The 17,389-nt window shown below is 74.7% G+C and carries 17 protein-coding genes; all 17 read right to left on the bottom strand.

Annotation, left to right across the window (positions count from 1 at the left end; translation table 11 throughout):
• Positions 1–244: 244 nt before the first annotated feature.
• The 17 genes from tyrS to rpmI all read right to left on the bottom strand — a co-directional run bounded on the left by tyrS (position 245) and on the right by rpmI (position 17,251).
• On the bottom strand, positions 245–1,522 hold the full coding sequence (tyrS, locus tag ACI791_RS17770; RefSeq protein ID WP_456587245.1) for a tyrosine--tRNA ligase: 1,278 nt from the start codon (positions 1,520–1,522) through the stop codon (positions 245–247).
• Positions 1,519–2,187: a DNA-3-methyladenine glycosylase gene (locus ACI791_RS17775; RefSeq protein WP_456587246.1), complete on the bottom strand. Its 669-nt coding sequence runs from the start codon at positions 2,185–2,187 to the stop codon at positions 1,519–1,521. Before ACI791_RS17775 ends, tyrS begins: the two co-directional genes overlap by 4 nt.
• A 2-nt stretch (positions 2,188–2,189) precedes the next feature.
• Positions 2,190–3,632 (bottom strand): argininosuccinate lyase, encoded by a 1,443-nt coding sequence (gene argH / locus ACI791_RS17780; RefSeq protein ID WP_456587247.1) that lies wholly within the window; start codon positions 3,630–3,632, stop codon positions 2,190–2,192.
• A complete protein-coding gene (locus tag ACI791_RS17785; RefSeq protein ID WP_347060559.1) occupies positions 3,629–4,168 on the bottom strand; it encodes an arginine repressor in 540 nt (179 codons plus the stop codon). The genes argH and ACI791_RS17785 overlap by 4 nt, the downstream gene beginning before the upstream one ends.
• Positions 4,169–4,208: 40 nt before the next feature.
• Positions 4,209–5,156 carry an ornithine carbamoyltransferase gene (gene argF / locus ACI791_RS17790; protein ID WP_456587248.1) on the bottom strand — a complete coding sequence of 316 codons (948 nt, stop codon included), beginning with the start codon at positions 5,154–5,156 and terminating at the stop codon, positions 4,209–4,211.
• Entirely contained in the window at positions 5,153–6,343 is a 1,191-nt protein-coding gene (locus ACI791_RS17795; protein ID WP_456587249.1) for an acetylornithine transaminase, read from the bottom strand. Before ACI791_RS17795 ends, argF begins: the two co-directional genes overlap by 4 nt.
• The gene (argB, locus tag ACI791_RS17800; RefSeq protein WP_456587250.1) at positions 6,340–7,374 is read right to left on the bottom strand and encodes an acetylglutamate kinase; all 1,035 of its coding nucleotides are present in this window, start codon (positions 7,372–7,374) and stop codon (positions 6,340–6,342) included. Before argB ends, ACI791_RS17795 begins: the two co-directional genes overlap by 4 nt.
• Entirely contained in the window at positions 7,371–8,522 is a 1,152-nt protein-coding gene (argJ, locus tag ACI791_RS17805) for a bifunctional glutamate N-acetyltransferase/amino-acid acetyltransferase ArgJ (RefSeq protein WP_456587251.1), read from the bottom strand. The genes argB and argJ overlap by 4 nt, the downstream gene beginning before the upstream one ends.
• A 55-nt stretch (positions 8,523–8,577) precedes the next feature.
• The gene (gene argC / locus ACI791_RS17810) at positions 8,578–9,618 is read right to left on the bottom strand and encodes an N-acetyl-gamma-glutamyl-phosphate reductase (protein WP_456587252.1); all 1,041 of its coding nucleotides are present in this window, start codon (positions 9,616–9,618) and stop codon (positions 8,578–8,580) included.
• 33 nt (positions 9,619–9,651) lie between these two features.
• Positions 9,652–10,041 (bottom strand): hypothetical protein, encoded by a 390-nt coding sequence (locus ACI791_RS17815; protein ID WP_456587253.1) that lies wholly within the window; start codon positions 10,039–10,041, stop codon positions 9,652–9,654.
• A gap of 95 nt (positions 10,042–10,136) precedes the next feature.
• Positions 10,137–10,991 (bottom strand): SDR family NAD(P)-dependent oxidoreductase, encoded by an 855-nt coding sequence (locus tag ACI791_RS17820; protein WP_456587254.1) that lies wholly within the window; start codon positions 10,989–10,991, stop codon positions 10,137–10,139.
• Positions 10,984–13,446 (bottom strand): phenylalanine--tRNA ligase subunit beta, encoded by a 2,463-nt coding sequence (pheT, locus tag ACI791_RS17825; RefSeq protein ID WP_456587255.1) that lies wholly within the window; start codon positions 13,444–13,446, stop codon positions 10,984–10,986. Before pheT ends, ACI791_RS17820 begins: the two co-directional genes overlap by 8 nt.
• A 55-nt stretch (positions 13,447–13,501) precedes the next feature.
• Positions 13,502–14,569 carry a phenylalanine--tRNA ligase subunit alpha gene (gene pheS, locus ACI791_RS17830; RefSeq protein ID WP_456587256.1) on the bottom strand — a complete coding sequence of 356 codons (1,068 nt, stop codon included), beginning with the start codon at positions 14,567–14,569 and terminating at the stop codon, positions 13,502–13,504.
• 265 nt (positions 14,570–14,834) lie between these two features.
• Complete coding sequence (locus tag ACI791_RS17835; protein WP_456587257.1) at positions 14,835–15,485, bottom strand: TetR/AcrR family transcriptional regulator; 651 nt, start codon at positions 15,483–15,485, stop codon at positions 14,835–14,837.
• Between the two features lie 166 nt (positions 15,486–15,651).
• Positions 15,652–16,446: a TrmH family RNA methyltransferase gene (locus ACI791_RS17840; RefSeq protein WP_456587258.1), complete on the bottom strand. Its 795-nt coding sequence runs from the start codon at positions 16,444–16,446 to the stop codon at positions 15,652–15,654.
• Between the two features lie 180 nt (positions 16,447–16,626).
• Positions 16,627–17,016, bottom strand: a complete 390-nt coding sequence (gene rplT / locus ACI791_RS17845; RefSeq protein ID WP_456587259.1) for a 50S ribosomal protein L20 — start codon at positions 17,014–17,016, stop codon at positions 16,627–16,629.
• Between the two features lie 40 nt (positions 17,017–17,056).
• The gene (gene rpmI / locus ACI791_RS17850) at positions 17,057–17,251 is read right to left on the bottom strand and encodes a 50S ribosomal protein L35 (protein ID WP_269194637.1); all 195 of its coding nucleotides are present in this window, start codon (positions 17,249–17,251) and stop codon (positions 17,057–17,059) included.
• Positions 17,252–17,389: the final 138 nt, after the last annotated feature.

Consider the following 17,389-nt stretch of genomic DNA (forward strand, 5'->3'; position numbering starts at 1 on the left):
TTCTCAAGGAGCGGACGCGCAGACACTCAACCCTTCCGGGCCTCGTCCCTGGCTGGATGTCCAACTCTACGCCGGTTTCCAGCAGCCCGTCGAGCGGGGGGCTGGTCCGGCGGCCCTTCCGGGCCGCAGGCGCAAAGAGAAAGTTACACGCCCCCACCAGCCCCGTGCAACCCGACCCCCCGGTGACGCCCGCCACGCGTCCGCCACGTCCCTGTCACGCGCCGTTCACGCGGGGCCGAGGGGCTCAGCTCCCGCGGCGGACGCCGGCGATCGCGCGCCGACCGCGGCGCAGGACGAGCCACCCGCCGGCCAGCCACGCATCCTCGGCGGGTACCGCCTCGGCGTCGGTGACCCGCTCGTTGTTGAGGTAGGCGCCGCCCTCCTTCACCGTGCGCCGCGCCTCGGAGAGGCTCGCGACCAGACCGGTCCGCTGCAGGAGCTGTGCCACGGTCGGCACCTCACCGTCCACGGTGAGGCACCCGGCCTCCTCGAGGGCGGCGGTCAGCGTGCTGGCGTCGAGCGAGGCGAGGTCGTCCCGGCCGAACAGCGCCCGGCCGGCCGCCTCTGCCTGGCGCAGCTGGTCAGCTCCGTGCACCAGCAGGGTCAGCTCCTCGGCGAGCGCCCGCTGCGCCGTCCGTGCCGCCGGCCGCTCGGTGCTCTCGGCGATGAGCGCCGCCACCTCCTCGGCCGGGCGCTCGGAGTAGAGCGGGAGCCACATCCGGGCGTCCGCGTCGTCGGCGTTGAGCCAGAACTGGAAGAACGCGTACGGGGAGGTCAGCGTCGGGTCCAGCCAGACGGCGCCACCCTCGGACTTGCCGAACTTGGTGCCGTCCGACTTCGTCACCAGCGGGGTGGACAGCGCGTGCACGGTCGCGCCCTCGGTGCGGCGCACCAGGTCGATGCCCGCCGTCAGGTTGCCCCACTGATCCGATCCGCCGGTCTGCAGCGTGACCCCGTGCCGGCGGTTCAGCTCGCGGAAGTCGTTGGCCTGCAGGATCTGGTAGCTGAACTCCGTGTAGCTGATGCCGGCCTCGGAGTTCAGTCGCGCGGAGACCGCCTCCTTGGCCAGCATCCTGCCGACCCGGAAGTGCTTGCCCAGGTCGCGGAGGAAGTCGATGGCCGAGACGGGCGCGGTCCAGTCGAGGTTGTTCACGTAGATCGGGCTCCTCAGGCCCGCGGTCCCGGCCGGCACGTCCAGGAACGGCGCGACCTGCTCGCGGATGCGCTCCACCCAGGCGGCGACGGTGTCCCGGTCGTTGAGCTGCCGCTCCGACGACGGCCGCGGGTCACCGATCAAGCCGGTCGCGCCGCCGACGAGGACGACGGGCTGGTGCCCGGCCCGCTGGAGGGCCCGCAGGACCATGAACTGGAGCAGGTGCCCGACGTGCAGGCTCTGCGCGGTCGGATCGAAGCCGGCGTAGTACGCGACCGGACCCTCGGCGAGATGGGCGCGCAGCGCGGCCTCGTCGGTGCTCTGGGCGATCAGCCCGCGGCGGTGCAGCTCGTCGATCACGTCGGTCACGGGAGTCCATCCTGCCCCGCGCGCCTGCGCCGCGGCTTCCCACCCGCCCGGAACGCGCTCACCGACGGGGCGTCGGTCGCCCAGAACCGCCACGGCAGCTCGGTGGCCTTGCTGATGCCGACCCGCGGACCGGCCGAGATCGCGACCGGCGGCCGGCCCCGGTGCAGCCGGACGGGACTGGCGGCGTCGAGCAGGTCGCTGCCCCGGTCGCCGGGCCCGATGGCCAGCGCCTGGGTGAGCCGGGCCGGGCCCCGGGCGAGGTCCCGCCCGGCCCGTGCAGCGGGACGGCGCTGCCGGGCCAGCTCCTCCCCCACCACGACCTCACCAGCGCGCATCAGCACCGCCGAGCCGCGTCCCTCGGGGCCGACGACGACGTTCGCGCACCAGTGCACGCCGTAGCTGAAGTAGACGTAGAGCCGGCCCGGCGGGCCGAACATGATCTCTGCGCGCGGGGTCGGTCCGCCGTGGGCGTGCGAGGCCGGGTCCTCCCCCTGCCCGGAGTAGGCCTCCACCTCGGTGAGCCGGATCGCCACCCGGCCCTCCGGACGGTCGGTGACCACCCAGAAGCCGAGCAACGCCGGGGCCACGACGTCGACCGGCCCGAGCAGGTCCTCCTCGCGGACGAGGGGACCCGGCCCGGGCCGGGAGTCGTCGGGCGGCGGCACGATCAGAGGACCGGCGCCACCGGCGACGACGAAGACCAGCGCCCGTGCGCCGACGCGAGCTCCTGGAGCGAGGCCAGCTGCTCGGCGACCCGCTCCGGTGCCGTGCCCCCGCGGGTGCTGCGCGCGGCGAGCGCGCCGCGCACCGAGAGGACCGAGCGCACGTCCGGCGTCAGCCGCTCATCGATGCCGGCCAGCTGCTCGTCGTCGAGCTGGTCGAGCTCCAGTCCGGCCTCCTCGCAGAAGGCGACCATCGCGCCGCTGATCTCGTGCGCCGACCGGAACGGCACGCCCTGCCGGACGAGCCACTCGGCGACGTCGGTGGCCAGCGCGAAGCCCTGAGGCGCGGCGGCCTCGAGCACCTCGGGTCGGAGGGTGAGCGTCGCCATCATCCCGGTCACCGCGGGGAGGAGGAGCAGCAGCTGCTCCATGGAGTCGAAGACCGGCTCCTTGTCCTCCTGCAGGTCGCGGTCGTACGCCAGCGGCAGCCCCTTGAGCATGGTGAGGATGCCGGTCAGGTTGCCCACGAAGCGCCCGGACTTCCCGCGGGCCAGCTCGGCGATGTCGGGGTTCTTCTTCTGCGGCATGATCGACGACCCGGTCGCCCAGGCGTCGTCGAGGCGCGCCCAGCCGAACTCCGTCGAGGTCCAGAGCACGACCTCCTCCCCCAGCCGGGAGAGGTGGACGCCGAGCAGGGCGGCGACGAAGCAGAACTCCGCGGCGAAGTCGCGGTCGCTCACGCCGTCGATCGAGTTGTCCGAAGCCCGGTCGAAACCGAGCTCCGCAGCGACGGCGTCGGGGTCCAGCGGCAGCGAGGAGCCGGCCAGGGCGCCGGAGCCGTAGGGGCTGACGGCTGCCCGCCTGTCCCAGTCGACCAGCCGGTCGACGTCGCGGGCGATCGAGTGCGCGTGCGCCAGCAGCTGGTGGGCGATCAGCACCGGCTGGGCGTGCTGCAGGTGCGTCATCCCCGGTGCCGCGACGTCGGGGTACCGCTCGGCGAGGCCCAGCAGCGCGAGCTCCAGCGAGGAGAGCTCGCCGACCAGCGCCCGCACGTGGTGGCGCAGGTAGAGCCGCAGATCGGTGGCGATCTGGTCGTTGCGGCTGCGGCCGGCGCGCAGCTTGCCGCCCAGCGCGCCGAGCTTCTCGGTGAGGCCGCGTTCGAGCGCCTCGTGCACGTCCTCGTCGGAGTCGATCGCGGTGAACGTGCCGGCGGCGACCTCGTCGGAGAGCGCGCGGAGGGCGCCGATCATCTGCTCGAGCTCGTCGTCGGCCAGGAGTCCGGCCCGGTGCAGCACGCGGGCGTGGGCGCGCGAGCCCGCCAGGTCGAAGGGAGCCAGCTGCCAGTCGAAGTGCGTCGACCTGGACAACGCCGTCAGCGCGTCCGATGGCCCGCCGCCGAAGCGACCGCCCCAGAGCCGGGTCTGCGATCCAGGTGCGCTGTTGCTCACGTGCCGGGTTCCTCTTCCAGGTCGGCGCTCAGTTCGGGGTAGACGGCGGGCGTCCGCTGCGCGAGCGCCCGCAGCCGGTCGGCCAGGGCCGGCCCGCCGTCGGGGTCGCGCGAGACGACCAGCAGAGTGTCGTCCCCGGCGATGGTGCCCAGGACATCGGGGAGGCCCACCTTGTCCAGCGCCGAGGCGAGGAACTGCGCGGCGCCGGGGGGTGTGCGCAGGACGGCGAGGTTCGCGCTGCCCTCGGCGCCGGTGAGCAGGTCGGCCAGCAGCCGGGTCAGCCGCGCGGGCGCCGTCTGCGCCGGGCGCAGCGGGGCGTTCTCCGGCGGCAGCCCGTAGGACGCCGGGGCGCCGTCCGAGCCGCGCATCTTGACGGCGCCGAGCTCCTCCAAATCCCGGGAGAGCGTCGCCTGGGTGACCTCGATGCCCGATTCGGCCAGCAGCGCGGCGAGCTGCGTCTGCGAGGTCACCGGCTGCGCCTCGATCAGCTGGCGAATGCGCGCCTGCCGGGCCGACCGCGTCAGCGCCTGGGTCATGCCCGCGGGCCTCCGGCACGCCGTCGGCGCACGCCGCGGGTCACGAGCCTTTCTCCAGCAGCCAGACGAGTACGGCCTTCTGGGCGTGCAGCCGGTTCTCCGCCTCGTCCCAGACCACGCTCTGCGGTCCGTCGATCACCTCGGCGGCGATCTCCTTGCCGCGGTAGGCCGGCAGGCAGTGCAGGACGACGGCGTCGGCGGCGGCCCGGGACAGCGCGGCCTCGTCGACGGCGTAGGGCAGGAACGGCGCGGTGCGGGCGTCGTGCTCACCCTCCTGGCCCATGGAGACCCAGGTGTCGGTGACCAGCACGTCGGCGCCGTCGGCCGCGGCCGCGGCATCGGCGGTCCAGCTCACCGACCCGCCGGTGCCGGCGGCGATCGCCGCCGCGCGCTCGAGCACGGCCGGGTCGGGCCGGAAGGACTCCGGGGAGCCGATCCGCACGTGCATACCCGCCGTGGCGCCGCCCAGCAGGTAGGAGTGCGCCATGTTGTTGGCGCCGTCGCCCAGGTAGGACAGCGACCGCCCGGCCAGCGAGCCCTTGTGCTCGGCCACCGTCTGCAGGTCCGCCAGGATCTGGCAGGGGTGGTACGAGTCGGTGAGGGCGTTGACCACCGGGACGCGGCTGACCGCGGCCATGGCCTCGATGCGGTCCTGGCCGAAGGTGCGCCACACGATGGCGGCGGCCTGCCGGTCGAGCACGCGGGTGGTGTCCTCGATCGGCTCACCGCGGCCCAGCTGGCTGGTGGCGGCGTCGATGACCAGCGGGTAGCCGCCGAGCTCGGCAACACCCACCGAGAAGGACACCCGGGTGCGGGTCGAGGGCTTGTCGAAGACGACGGCCACCGCCTGCGGCGTGCCGTTCGGGGCGCGCAGCGGGGCCGGTGCCCCGGCTGTGTGCCGGCTCTCCTTGAGCGAGGCGGCCAGCGCCAGCACCTCGGCCTGCTCCTCGGGCGAGAGGTCGTCGTCCTTGAGGAAGTGCCGGGTCACGAGCCGTTCTCCATCGCGTCGTCGAGGGCCGCGGGCAGAGCGGCGACGAAGGCGTCGATCTGCGCGTCGGTGAGAATCAGAGGCGGGGCGAGGCGGAGCACGCCGGGCGCGACGGCGTTGGTGAGGAAGCCGGCGGCCCGCAGGGTGGTCTCCAGCTGCGCGGCGACGTCGGCGGTGAGGACGACGCCGAGCAGCGCGCCCCTCCCCCGCACCCCGCTGATGCCCGCGTGCCCCAGCGCCTCGATACCGGTGGAGAACCGGTGCTCGATCTCCTTGGCCCGCTCGAGCAGCCCCTCGTCGCGGATCGTGTCGAGGACGGCCAGCGCGGCGGCGGCCGCGATCGGGTTCCCGCCGAAGGTGGAGCCGTGGGAGCCCGCCGTCAGCAGGTCGGCGGCCTCGCCGAAGGCGAGCATCGCGCCGATCGGCAGCCCACCGCCCAGCGCCTTGGCCAGCGTGATCACGTCGGGGTGCAGGCCGTCGGCCTGGGACGCGAACCAGTGACCGGTCCGGCCGATGCCGGTCTGCACCTCGTCGACGGCGAACAGCGCGCCGGCCCCGGAGGCCGTGGACGCGGCGGCGGCGAGGTAGCCGGCCGGTGCGGGCAGCACGCCGCCCTCCCCCAGCATCGGCTCGAGCAGCACCATCGCGGTCTGCTGGGAGACGGCGTCGGCCAGCGCGGCCTCGTCGCCGTAGGGCACGTACGCGACGCCCCCGGGCAGGGGCGCGAACGCAGCGGCCTTCGACGGCTGACCGGTGAGGGCCAGCGCACCCATGGTCCGGCCGTGGAAGGCGCCCTCGGCGGTGATGACCTCGGGCCGGCCGGTGAGCCGGCTCAGCTTGAAGGCCGCCTCGTTGGCCTCGGCGCCGGAGTTGCAGAAGAAGACCCGCCCCGGCCGGCCGGCGAGCTCGAGCAGCCGCTCGGCCAGCGTGATGCCCGGCTCGTGCATCGCCAGGTTCGAGACGTGGCCCAGCTTCGCCGCCTGCCTGGTGATCGCCTCGACGACCCTGGGGTGGGCGTGGCCGAGAATCGTCGTCGCGATGCCGCCGAGCAGATCGGTGTACTCGCGCCCGTCGACGTCGGTGACGGTCGCCCCGGAGCCGGAGTCCAGCGCGACCGGCGGCGCCTTGTAGTTGTTCATCATCACGGCCGACCAGCGGCGGGCCAGCTCCTCGGTGTGCGTCGTCATGCTGTGCCCTCCTTCTGGTCCTTCGCCGGGACGACCATCGTCCCGGTGCCTTCGGTGGTGAACGTCTCCAGGAGCAGGGCGTGCGGCGTCCGGCCGTCGACGACGGTCGCCCGCTTCACCCCGCCCTCGACCGCCCGCAGGCAGGCGGCCATCTTCGGGATCATCCCGGCGTCCAGCGTGGGCAGGAGCTCGGCCAGCTCCCGGGCGTCGATCTGCTGGACCAGCGAGTCGCGGTCGGGCCAGTCGGCGTACAGGCCCTCGACGTCGGTGAGGACCACGAGCTTCACCGCGCCCAGGGCCGCCGCCAGCGCGGCCGCGGCGGTGTCGGCGTTGACGTTGTGCACGACGCCGTCGGCGTCCGGCGCCACGCTGGCGACGACCGGGATGTGACCGGCCGCCAGCAGCGCCGTGACCGGGGTGGTGTCGACCGCGGCGATGTCGCCGACCAGCCCGACGTCCACCCGCTCGCCGTCGACGACCGCGGTGGTCCGCCGCGCGGTGAACAGCCCGCCGTCCTCGCCGGAGAGGTGCACCGCCATCGGGCCGTGCTGGTTGATCAGCCCGACGATGTCGGGGCCCACCTGGCCGGTGAGCACCATGCGGACGACGTCGATCGTCTCCGGGGTGGTCACGCGCAGACCACCGCGGAACTCGCTGCTGATGCCGAGCTTGGCCAGCATCGCGTTGATCTGCGGGCCGCCGCCGTGCACGACCACGGGCAGGATGCCGCAGGTCCGCAGGAAGACCATGTCCTCGGCGAACGCCCGGCGGCACTCGTCGTCGACCATCGCGTGACCGCCGTACTTGATGACGACGACGTTGCCGTGGAACTCCTTGAGCCAGGGCAGCGCACCGGTGAGGACGGCGACCTTGGCCGCGTCGCCCTCGGGGTCCTTCTTCCGCATGACGCGCCGGGTGCCGACCGTGCGGACCGGCCGCGGCGGTGGGACGGGTTCGTCGATCCGCACGTCGGGGGGCGTCGGGTCCTGGGGGGCGGGGTCCTGGGGGGCGGGGTTCTGGTGCTCGCTCATGTGGAGTAGGCCGAGTTCTCGTGCACGTAGGCGATCGACAGGTCGTTGGTCCAGATCGTGGCCGTCTCGCCGCCGGCGCCGAGGTCGACGTCGATGGTGACCTCCCGGCCGGTGAGGTCCACACCCTCGCGGGGGTCGCCGATCGAGCCGCCGCGGCACACGGTGACGCCGTTGATGGTCACGTCGACCTGGTCGGGCTCGAACACGGCGTCGGTGGTGCCGACCGCCGCCAGCACCCGGCCCCAGTTGGGGTCGTTGCCGAACAGCGCGGTCTTGAGCAGGTTGTTGCGGGCGCAGGCCCGGCCGGCGGTGAGCGCGTCCTCGACCGAGGCGGCGTTGCGGACGGTGATCGCGATGTCCTTGGTGGACCCCTCGGCGTCGGCGAGCAGCTGCATCGCCAGGTCCGTCGCGGCCGCGGTGAGCGCCTCGGTGAACTCCTCGACGCCCGGCGTGACGCCGCTGGCGCCGCTGGACATCACCAGCACCGTGTCGTTGGTCGACAGGCACCCGTCGGAGTCGACCCGCTCGAAGGAGAGGCTGGTCGCCTGCTTCAGCGCGGAGGCGAGCACCGAGGCCGGGACGACGGCGTCGGTGGTGAGGACGACGAGCATCGTGGCCAGCGACGGAGCGAGCATGCCGGCGCCCTTGGCCATCCCGCCGATGCTCCAGCCGTCGCGGGCCTGCACCGTCGTCTTCGGGACGCTGTCGGTGGTCATGATCGCGCGGGCGGCGTCGGGCCCGCCTTCCTCGCCGAGCGCCTGCACCGCGGCGCTGACCCCGGCGGTCAGCTTGTCCATGGGCAGCCGCATGCCGATCAGGCCCGTGCTGGCCACCGCGACGTCGACCGCCCCGATGCCGAGCTCGGCGGCCGCGTGCTCGGCGGTGGCGTGGGTGTCCTGGAAGCCCTCGGGCCCGGTGCAGGCGTTGGCGCCGCCGGAGTTGAGCACGACCGCGCGCGCCCGCTCGCCGGCCAGCACCTGGCGGCTCCACAGCACGGGCGCGGCCGGGAAGCGGTTGGTGGTGAAGACGGCCGCGGCCGCGTCGTCGGGACCGTGGTTGAGGACGACGGCGACGTCGGGGTCGCCGGAGGACTTCAGCCCGGCGGCGACGCCGGCGGCGCTGAACCCCTTCGGTGCCGTGACGGTCACTCCGGGGCCCCCGCGGAGACGTGGAGCGCCGGCGGAGCGTCTTCGTGGGATGACTTCATGGCGCTACTCCTACGAGCGGGAGACCGGTGATCTCGGGGATGCCGAGGGCGAGGTTGGCGCACTGGATCGCCGCGCCCCCGGTGCCCTTGGTGAGGTTGTCGACGGCGGCGACGACGACCAGCCGGTCGGCGTCGGCATCGACGGCGAGCTGCAGAGCCACCGTGTTCGCACCGAGCACCTGGGCGGTGGTGGGCCACTGCCCCTCGGGCAGCAGGTGGACGAACGGCTCGTCGGCGTAGGCCTCCGAGTAGGCGGCCCGGGCGGCGTCGGCGTCGGCCCCGGGCTTCAGCTTCGCCGAGCAGGTGGCGAGGATGCCGCGGCTCATCGGGACCAGGGTGGGCGTGAAGCTGATGCCCACCGCGGCCCCGGCCGCCTGCGAGAGGCCCTGGATCATCTCCGGGGTGTGCCGGTGCACGCCTCCGACGCCGTAGGCGCTGGCCGCGCCCATGACCTCGCTGCCGAGGAGGTGCGGCTTCGGTGACTTGCCGGCGCCGCTGGTGCCGCTGGCGGCGACGACCACGACGTCGGGCTCGACCAACCCGGCGGCCAGTGCCGGGGCCATCGCGAGGGTGACCGAGGTCGGGTAACAGCCGGGGACGGCGATCCGCGTGGCGCCGGCCAGCTCCTCACGCTGACCGGGCAGCTCCGGAAGACCGTACGGCCAGGTACCGGCGTGCACGCCGCCGTACCAGCGGGCCCAGGCGGCCGGGTCGTTCAACCGGTGGTCGGCGCCGCAGTCGATGACGAGCGTCTCCGCCGGCAGCTGGTCGGCGATCGCCGCCGACTCGCCGTGCGGCAGCGCCAGGACGACGACGTCGTAGCCGGCCAGGCGCGCCGCGTCGCTCGGCTGGACCTCCAGCTCGGCGAAGGGCAGCAGGTGGGGCTGGAGTTCACCCAGGCGTCGGCCGGCGCTCGAGTTGGCGTGCACCCCGGCCAGCCGGAGGGCCGGGTGACCGGCCAGCAGCCGGCACACCTCGCCTCCCGCGTACCCGGTGGCGCCGGTGACCCCGACCGTCCACGTCCGCTCTGTGCTCATGATGCATGACCATACACGGCCATGCATGAACGTTCACGGCGATGTCGGCGGCTTTCGCGGCAGCTCCGTGTCAGGCGGTCGCCGGGTGCGGTCCCGCCTGCGGTCCACCCGCGAGATCATCGCGGCGACCAGCAGGAGCAGCGACGGCAGGAGGAGACCCGGACCGAGGCCCAGGCCGGTGAGCAGCGACCACCCGACCGACGCCGCCCCGAGGACGGCCACGACCGCCGGAGCCAGCACCGGCGCGCCCGCGCTCTCGGCGAGCAGGGCGAGTGCCGCGCACGCCAGGGGAACGCCGAAGAGCACGAGGGCGAACGCGCCGCTGTCCTCCCACGCCGCCCGGCCGGACCAGGCGGCGAGCCCGGCGACGCCCGCGAGTGCGAGGCCGATCAGCCCGCGGGCCGCCGGGGACTGGGTCGCCATGGGTGTCACTCCTCGCCCGGAACCGGTACCGCACCGTGGCACGTCCGCCCCGACCGGGTCGACGTCGCCGGACCACCCCCGCGGAGAGCGGGGAATCAGCCGAGCGGGTCGTCGTCCCCGTAGGGCCGCAGCCGCAGCTGCCGGGCGGCGTCGTCGGGCGTGGTCCTGCGGAGGACGTCGAGGTGGTCCTTGCCGGCCCGGACGAAGCGGCCCGACCACTGGTCGAGCTCTCCGGCGGCGATGGCGGCGATCAGCTCGACGACCTTCTCCGGCGGCGTCCAGTGGGTGTTGCCCTGCCACATGTGCATGGCGCGGGTCATCGGGGTGTCGACGACGCCCGGGGCGACGTTGAAGGCCCGCACGTTCGAGCCCTCCAGCGCGGTGGCCAGGCCCTCGGTGAGCCGCACGAGCGCGGTCTTGGCGACCGAGTAGGCCGAGTAGTCGGGGTTGGCGCGGGTGCCCATTCCGCTGGCGATGTTGACCACCCGCCCGCGGTTGCGCAGCACCATCCACGGCACGACGGTGCGGATCGTCAGCTGCGCGCCGCGGACGTGGCTGGACACGACGTCCCACCACTGATCGGGGTCGGCCTCCCAGATGGGCACCTCGAACTCGTCGATGAGCCCGGCGTTGTTGACGAGGAGCTCGATCGGGCCGAGCTCCTCGCGCACCTCCCCCACCGCGGCCTCCACGGACGCGCGATCGGTGACGTCGGCGGCGACCGCCAGGGTGCGGGCGCCGGTGGCCTCGGCGACCTCGGCCATCGCCGTCCGCAGCCGGTCGGGGTTCCGGGCCACACCGGCCACCACCATGCCTCGGGCGGCCAACCCCTCGACCAGGTGCCGGCCGATGCCGGTGGACGCCCCGGTGACCAGGGCGACCCCGGCCCCGTCCAGGGGCCCGACGTGAGCCTGCGAAGGGTGGGGAGGGCGGGGTCCTTGTTCAGCCACGGATCTGCGCCCCGGTGGCCTGTGCGGCGGCGGCGAGCGCGGCGTCGCGCACCGCCGTCGCCTCCTCGCCGGTCAGCGTCCGGTCCGGCGCCCGCACGGTGAGGGCGTAGGCCAGCGAGCGGGAGCCGGCCGGCACCGGTGCACCGGTGTAGACGTCGAAGAGCCGCAGCGACTCCAGCAGCTCCCCGGCGCCCGCCCGCAGCGCGGCGGTGACGTCCGCCGAGGGAACGTCGTCCGCCACCACCACGGCGAGGTCGAGGAGCACCGGCGGGAACGTGGAGATCGCCGGCGCCTGCGGGACGGCCGGGGTGGGCAGGGCGTCGGCGTCGAGCTCCATGACCGCGGTGCGGTCGGGCACGCCGAGCGCCTCGCAGACCTTGGGGTGCAGCTCGCCGGCGTGCCCGATCACCCGGTCGCCGACCAGGAGCTCGGCGCAGCGGCCGGGATGCCAGGGCGCCCGGTCGCCTGCACGCACGGTCAGCTCGGCTCCGGCGGCCGCGGCCACGGTCCGTGCGGCCTGCACCGCGTCGGCCCACTCCGCCGGGCGGCCCGGACCCCACCAGCCGCGCGGCTCGCGCTGGCCGGTGAGGGCCACCGCCACGTGCCACGGCTGGGCCGGCACCGCACCCAGCAGCGCGGCGAGGACGGCGTCGTCCGGCCGGCGCTCGGCACCGGGCACCGGTGCGGGCGGGCCCACCCCGCCGGGGAACACCGCCCCGTGCTCGAAGAGGGCGACGTCGCGGATGCCGCGCGCCTGATTCCGGGCCAGCGCCGTCAGCAGCCCGGGCAGCAGGCTCGTGCGCAGCGCCGGAGCCTCCTCCGACAGCGGGTTGCGCACGGTGATCACCCGGCGGCGGTCGTCGTCCTCGGGCAGGCCCAGCGCGTCCAGCTGCGTCGTGCCGGTGAAGGGGAAGGACGGCGCCTCCACGTACCCGGCATCGGCCAGGGCGCGGCCGATGCTGCGCCGCCGGCGCTGCCGCTCGGTGAGCCCCCCACCGGGCGGCGCGGTGGGCAGGAGGGAGGGGATCTCGTCGAAACCGCGGAGGCGCACGACCTCCTCGACCAGGTCGGCCGGTTCCCGCAGGTCGCCCCGCCAGGACGGCGGCGTCACCTGCAGCCCGTCGCCGTCGCCCGCGACCTCGGCGCCGATGGCGTCGAGCACCTCCAGCACCTGGGCCCGGGAGTAGTCCACCCCGGCGATCCGCCCCGGCAGGCCGGCGTCCAGCCCGATCACCGGCCGGGGCGCGCGGGTGTCGACGTCGACCGGCGCGCCGGCCACGCGGGCGCCACCGTGCTCGGCCAGGAGCCCGGCGGCCCGCGCCAGTGCCAGGACGGTGACGTCGGGGTCGGTGCCGCGCTCGAAACGCTTGCCGGCCTCGCTGGGCAGCCGATGGCGGCGCACCCCGCGGGAGATGCCGGTCGGCTCCCAGTGCGCGGCCTCCAGCAACACCGCCGAGGTGGTGTCCCCGATCTCCGTGGTGGCGCCGCCCATGACACCGGCCAGCCCGATGGGCCCGGAGCCGTCGGCGATCAGCAGGTCGTCGTCGGCCAGGGCCCGGTCGGCGCCGTCCAGGGTGGTCAGCCGCTCACCGGCCGCCGCCGTGCGGACGGTGATCGCTCCGCGGACGGTGTCGCGGTCGAAGGCGTGCATCGGCTGGCCCAGCTCGAGCATGACGTAGTTGGTGACGTCGACCGCCAGGGAGATGCTCCGCACCCCGCACTGGGCGAGCCTCCGGCGCAGCGACCACGGGCTCGGCGCGACCGGGTCCAGCCCCTCCAGCGCCAGCATCGAGAAGCGGTCGCAGCGGCCGGGCGCGGCGACGTCGACCTCCCACGCCGGCGCACCGGACCACAGCGGCAGCGGCAGGTCCGCCGGGTCCCGCCAGGCCACGCCGAGCACGGCGGCGAGGTCGCGGGCGATCCCGCGCATCGACATGGCGTAGCCGCGGTCCGGGGTCACCTCGAGGTGGAAGACGACGTCGTCCAGACCCAGCACGTCGGCCGCGGGCGTCCCGGGGACGTAGCCGCCCTGGCCCAGCACCAGGATGCCGGTGTGGTCCTCGCCGATGCCCAGTTCGCGGACCGAGCAGATCATCCCGTCGGAGACGTGGTCGTAGGTCTTCCGCGCGGCGATGGCGAAGTCGCCGGGCAGCACGGCGCCGGGCAGGGCGGCGACGACGAGGTCGCCGACGGCGAAGTTGCGGGCACCGCAGACGATGCCCCGGGGCTCGCTCTCCCCGACCTCGACCTGGCAGTAGCGGATCGGCTTCTTGAAGCCGGTCAGCTCCTCGATCTCCAGCACCCGGCCGACCACGAGCGGGCCGGTCGTCACCGGCGGGCGGACGACGTCCTCCACCTCGAAGCCGAGCCGCACGAACGCGGCGTCGAGCTCCTCGGTGGTGATCCCGGCCGGGAGGTCGACGAGCTCGGAGAGCCAGCTGACGGGGACCTTCACTGCTGGACTCCTTCGGGCGGCACGGGGATGACCTTCTTCGTCGGACCGCGACCGTTCACTGCTCCACTCCGAATGCCGTGGTGAAGCGGATGTCGGCCTCGGCGATGTCGTGCATGTCCGACACCGCGGAGCGGAACTGCAGCGCCCGCTCGATGCCCATGCCGAAAGCGAAGCCGGTGTACTCGTCCGGGTCGACGCCGCAGGCGCGCAGCACCCGCGGGTTCACCATCCCGCAGCCGCCCCACTCGACCCACTGCGGGCCGTCGCGGTGCTCGGGGAACCAGACGTCGAACTCAGCCGACGGCTCGGTGAACGGGAAGAAGTGCGGCCGCCACCGGGTGCGGGCATCCGGGCCGAACAGCTGGCGGGCCAGGTGGTCGAGCGTGCCCCGCAGGTGGGCCATGGTCAGGCCCCGGTCGACGGCCAGCCCCTCCACCTGGTGGAAGACCGGCAGATGCGTGGCGTCGAGCTCGTCGGTGCGGTACACCCGGCCCGGGGCCACGACGTAGATGGGCGGCTGCCGGTCGAGCATGGTGCGCGCCTGGACCGGGCTGGTGTGCGTGCGCAGCACCAGGCCGGAGTCCTCGGGCGCGACGAAGAAGGTGTCCGACAGCCACCGGGCGGGGTGGTCCGGGCCGAAGTTGAGCGCGTCGAAGTTCAGCCACTCCGCTTCCAGCTCCGGCCCCTCGGCCACCTCGTACCCCATGCCGACGAAGATGTCGGCGATCCGGTCCATGAGCGTGGTGAGCGGGTGCCGGGCGCCGCGCGGCGTGCGGTCCCACGGCAGCGTGACGTCGACCCGCTCCTCGGCCAGCACGCGGGCGTCGCGCTCGGCCTCGAGTTCGGCCCTGCGAGCCTCGTAGGCCTCGGTGACCGCGGCCCGGGCGGCGTTCACCCGCTTTCCGGCGTCACTGCGGGCGGCCGGCGGCAGGGCCCCGAGCTCGCGCCGGGCCAGCAGCACCGGTGCCCGGTCGCCCAGGTGCGCGGGGCGGACGCCGGCCAGCGCCTCCAGGTCGGCCGCGGCCGCGAACGCCTCGAGCGCGGCACGCACCGCGTCGTCGAGGGCCTCGGGGGAGAGCGCGGCGACCTGCTTGGGGTCGTAGGGATCGTTGGCGCCAGACACGGAAGGCCATTCTGCCCGGGCGCCGCACTCGCCCGCGCCTGGGTTCCCCCGATCCCCCGTCGGGCCCTCATGCCCGTGCTGCGCTCCGACGTCGTGAAGCCGGATCTGCGGCTGGTGCGGGAGCGCCCCGGCCCGGCGATCGCGCAGGTCATGCGCGCGCTCGACGCCTACGCCCGGGCGACCGGCGCAGCGGGCGGTTCCGGCCTGGTGACCTGGTCGCGCGGTGGGCGCACGACTCGTTCGTGGCGGTGCTGCCCGGCCGCGATCAGCCCCGCGGGGGGAGGAGGGTGCCCAGGCCGCCGTCGGCCAGGTCGGTGAGCTGGTCGACGAGGTCGGCCGCGGACACCGTCCGCGCCCCCGACCACCAGTGCGTGGCCAGCTGCACCATGCCGACGATCCCGTAGGCCCAGGTCATGGCGCCGTCGGCCGGACGCCCGGCGTCGGTGAGCCGCTGGCCGAGCAGGTCGCCCAGCGCGCCGGCGACGGCGTGCTCGGTGGCCGCGACCAGGTCCGCGCGGCCCGCGCGCCCGGCCTGCGCGTAGGCGAAGCGGTAGAGCGCCGGCTCGTCCTCGATCAGCGAGACGAAGGCGGCGATGACCGCGCGCAGCTGCTGCCGGTCGTCGCCCCGGTCGGCGGTCAGCTCGCCGAGCAGGCGGGGTAGCAGGACCGCCTGGGAGATGCGCTCCAGGACGGCGTCGATCAGCTCGTCCTTGTCGTTGAAGTACCGGTAGATCACCGTCTTGGAGACCCCCGCGCTGCGGGCGACGTCGTCGACGGAGAAGTCGGGACCGGCCAGCCGGACCGCCTCGACGGCCGCGCCGACGAGGTCCTCCCGCCGGGCACGGCGGTGCTCGGTCCACCGGGACCGCCGCCCGTCCGTCGACGGAGCCGCCGGAGCATCTGCGACCCGTTGCATGTGTTCCACGGTAACCGCGACCTTCTTCCGCAACCCAGCGCGACGTCCCGGGGAGCCCGTCGACGACCGCCATCCTGGCGTACCGGCGACCCCTCGTGCACCGCCTGCGTCGCGAGCGGAGGCCGCGCAGCGCCACCGACGGAGCCGGGAGCGCGCGGTACGGGCGTCAGCCCTGCGCGAGCTGGGTGGTGTAGAGGCAGATCGCGGCGGCGGCGGCCAGGTTCAGGCTCTCCGCCCGGCCGCGCATCGGGATCCGCACCCGCGCGTCGGCGAGCGCGGCCAGATCGGCGGGCACGCCCCGGGCCTCGTTGCCGAAGAGCCACAGCACCGGCCCCGCCAGCCGGCCGACTGCCACCAGCCCGGGCAGCTCGGCCTCTCCCCCGCCGTCGGCGGCGAGCACGGTCACGCCCGCGGCGCGCAGCGAGGGGAGCAGCGCCGCCAGCGGCGCACCACGGAAGACGTCGACGTGGAACAGGCTGCCGGCGCTGGACCGGACCGCCTTGCCCCCGTACGGGTCGGCCGAGCCCGCGCCGAAGACGACCGCGCCGGCGCCGCAGGCGTCCGCGGTCCGCAGCACCGTCCCGGCGTTGCCCGGGTCGGCGAGCTCGGCGAGCGCGACCGACAGCCGCGGCGGCGCCGTCGTCAGCGACTCGGCCGGGACGTCCCGCAGCTCGCAGACGGCGACCAGCCCCTGGGGGGTCACCGTCTCCGACAGCCCGGCCGCGGCCTTCTCGGTGACCGGCCGCACCGGCACCGGCGTCTCCGCCAGCAGGTCGCGGTGCGCGGTCGCGGCCGCCTGCGTGGCGAAGACCTCGCGGACGCGCTCGGGCTGCGCCAGCGCCTCGACCACGGCCTGGCGCCCCTCGGCGAGGAAGAGCCCCGCCGCATCCCGCCCGGCGCGCCGGGTGAGCTTCCGCGCGGCGACGATGCGGGCGGAGCGCTCGGTGAGCGGCTCGGTCACGCGCTCTCCTTCCTGCGAGACCTGCACCGTGACCCTCGAGGGCTGATCGGGGCGAGTGTGCAGACCTCGCGCCCCGGACAGACGCCGACGCCGCCGGCGTCCGGCCCGGAGGGGCCGGTCACCGACGGCGTCGGGTGACGTGCGGAACGGCCATCCTGCAGGGGGCAGGGTGGTCCTTCGTCAGGCGGCCTGGGCGCCGGTCGCCCCGGGGTTCGCGGCGAGCGCAGCCCGGGCGGACTCCACCAGCGTGGCGAAGGCGGCGGGCTCGTTCACGGCGAGCTCGGCGAGGACGCGGCGGTCCAGCTCGATGCCGGCGAGCTTGAGCCCCTGCATGAACCGGTTGTAGGTCATGTCGTTGAGGCGGGCCGCGGCGTTGATGCGGGTGATCCACAGCTTGCGGAAGTCACCCTTGCGCGCCTTGCGGTCGCGGTAGCTGTAGGTCGCCGAGTGGAGGATCTGCTCCTTGGCCTTGCGGTACAGCCGGGACCGCTGACCGCGGTAGCCGCTGGCGGCCTCGAGGGTCGTCCGGCGCTTCTTCTGGGCGTTGACCGCCCGCTTCACGCGTGCCACGGAAGTGCTCCTGTCTTTCTAAAGGTCAGTGGAGGGACGCTCAGATGCCGAGGAGCTTCTTGAGGTTCTTGGCGTCGGCCGGGGAGACGACCTGGTCCTGGTCGAGCCGGCGCTTGCGGGTCCCGGACTTGTGCTCGAACTTGTGCTGGTTGTTCGCCTGCTCGCGCATGAGCTTTCCGGTGCCCGTGACGCGCACCCGCTTGGCGGTGCCCTTGTGGGTCTTCTGCTTCGGCATGTCCTCGCCTGTCCTGGTCGTCTTCATGCGGGTCGTGGGGGGGGGGGGGGGGGGGGGGGGGGGGGGGGGGGGGGGGGGGGGGGGGGGGGGGGGGGGGGGGGGGGGGGGGGGGGGGGGGGGGGGGGGGGGGGGGGGGGG

Source organism: Blastococcus sp. SYSU DS0973, from assembly GCF_054051055.1.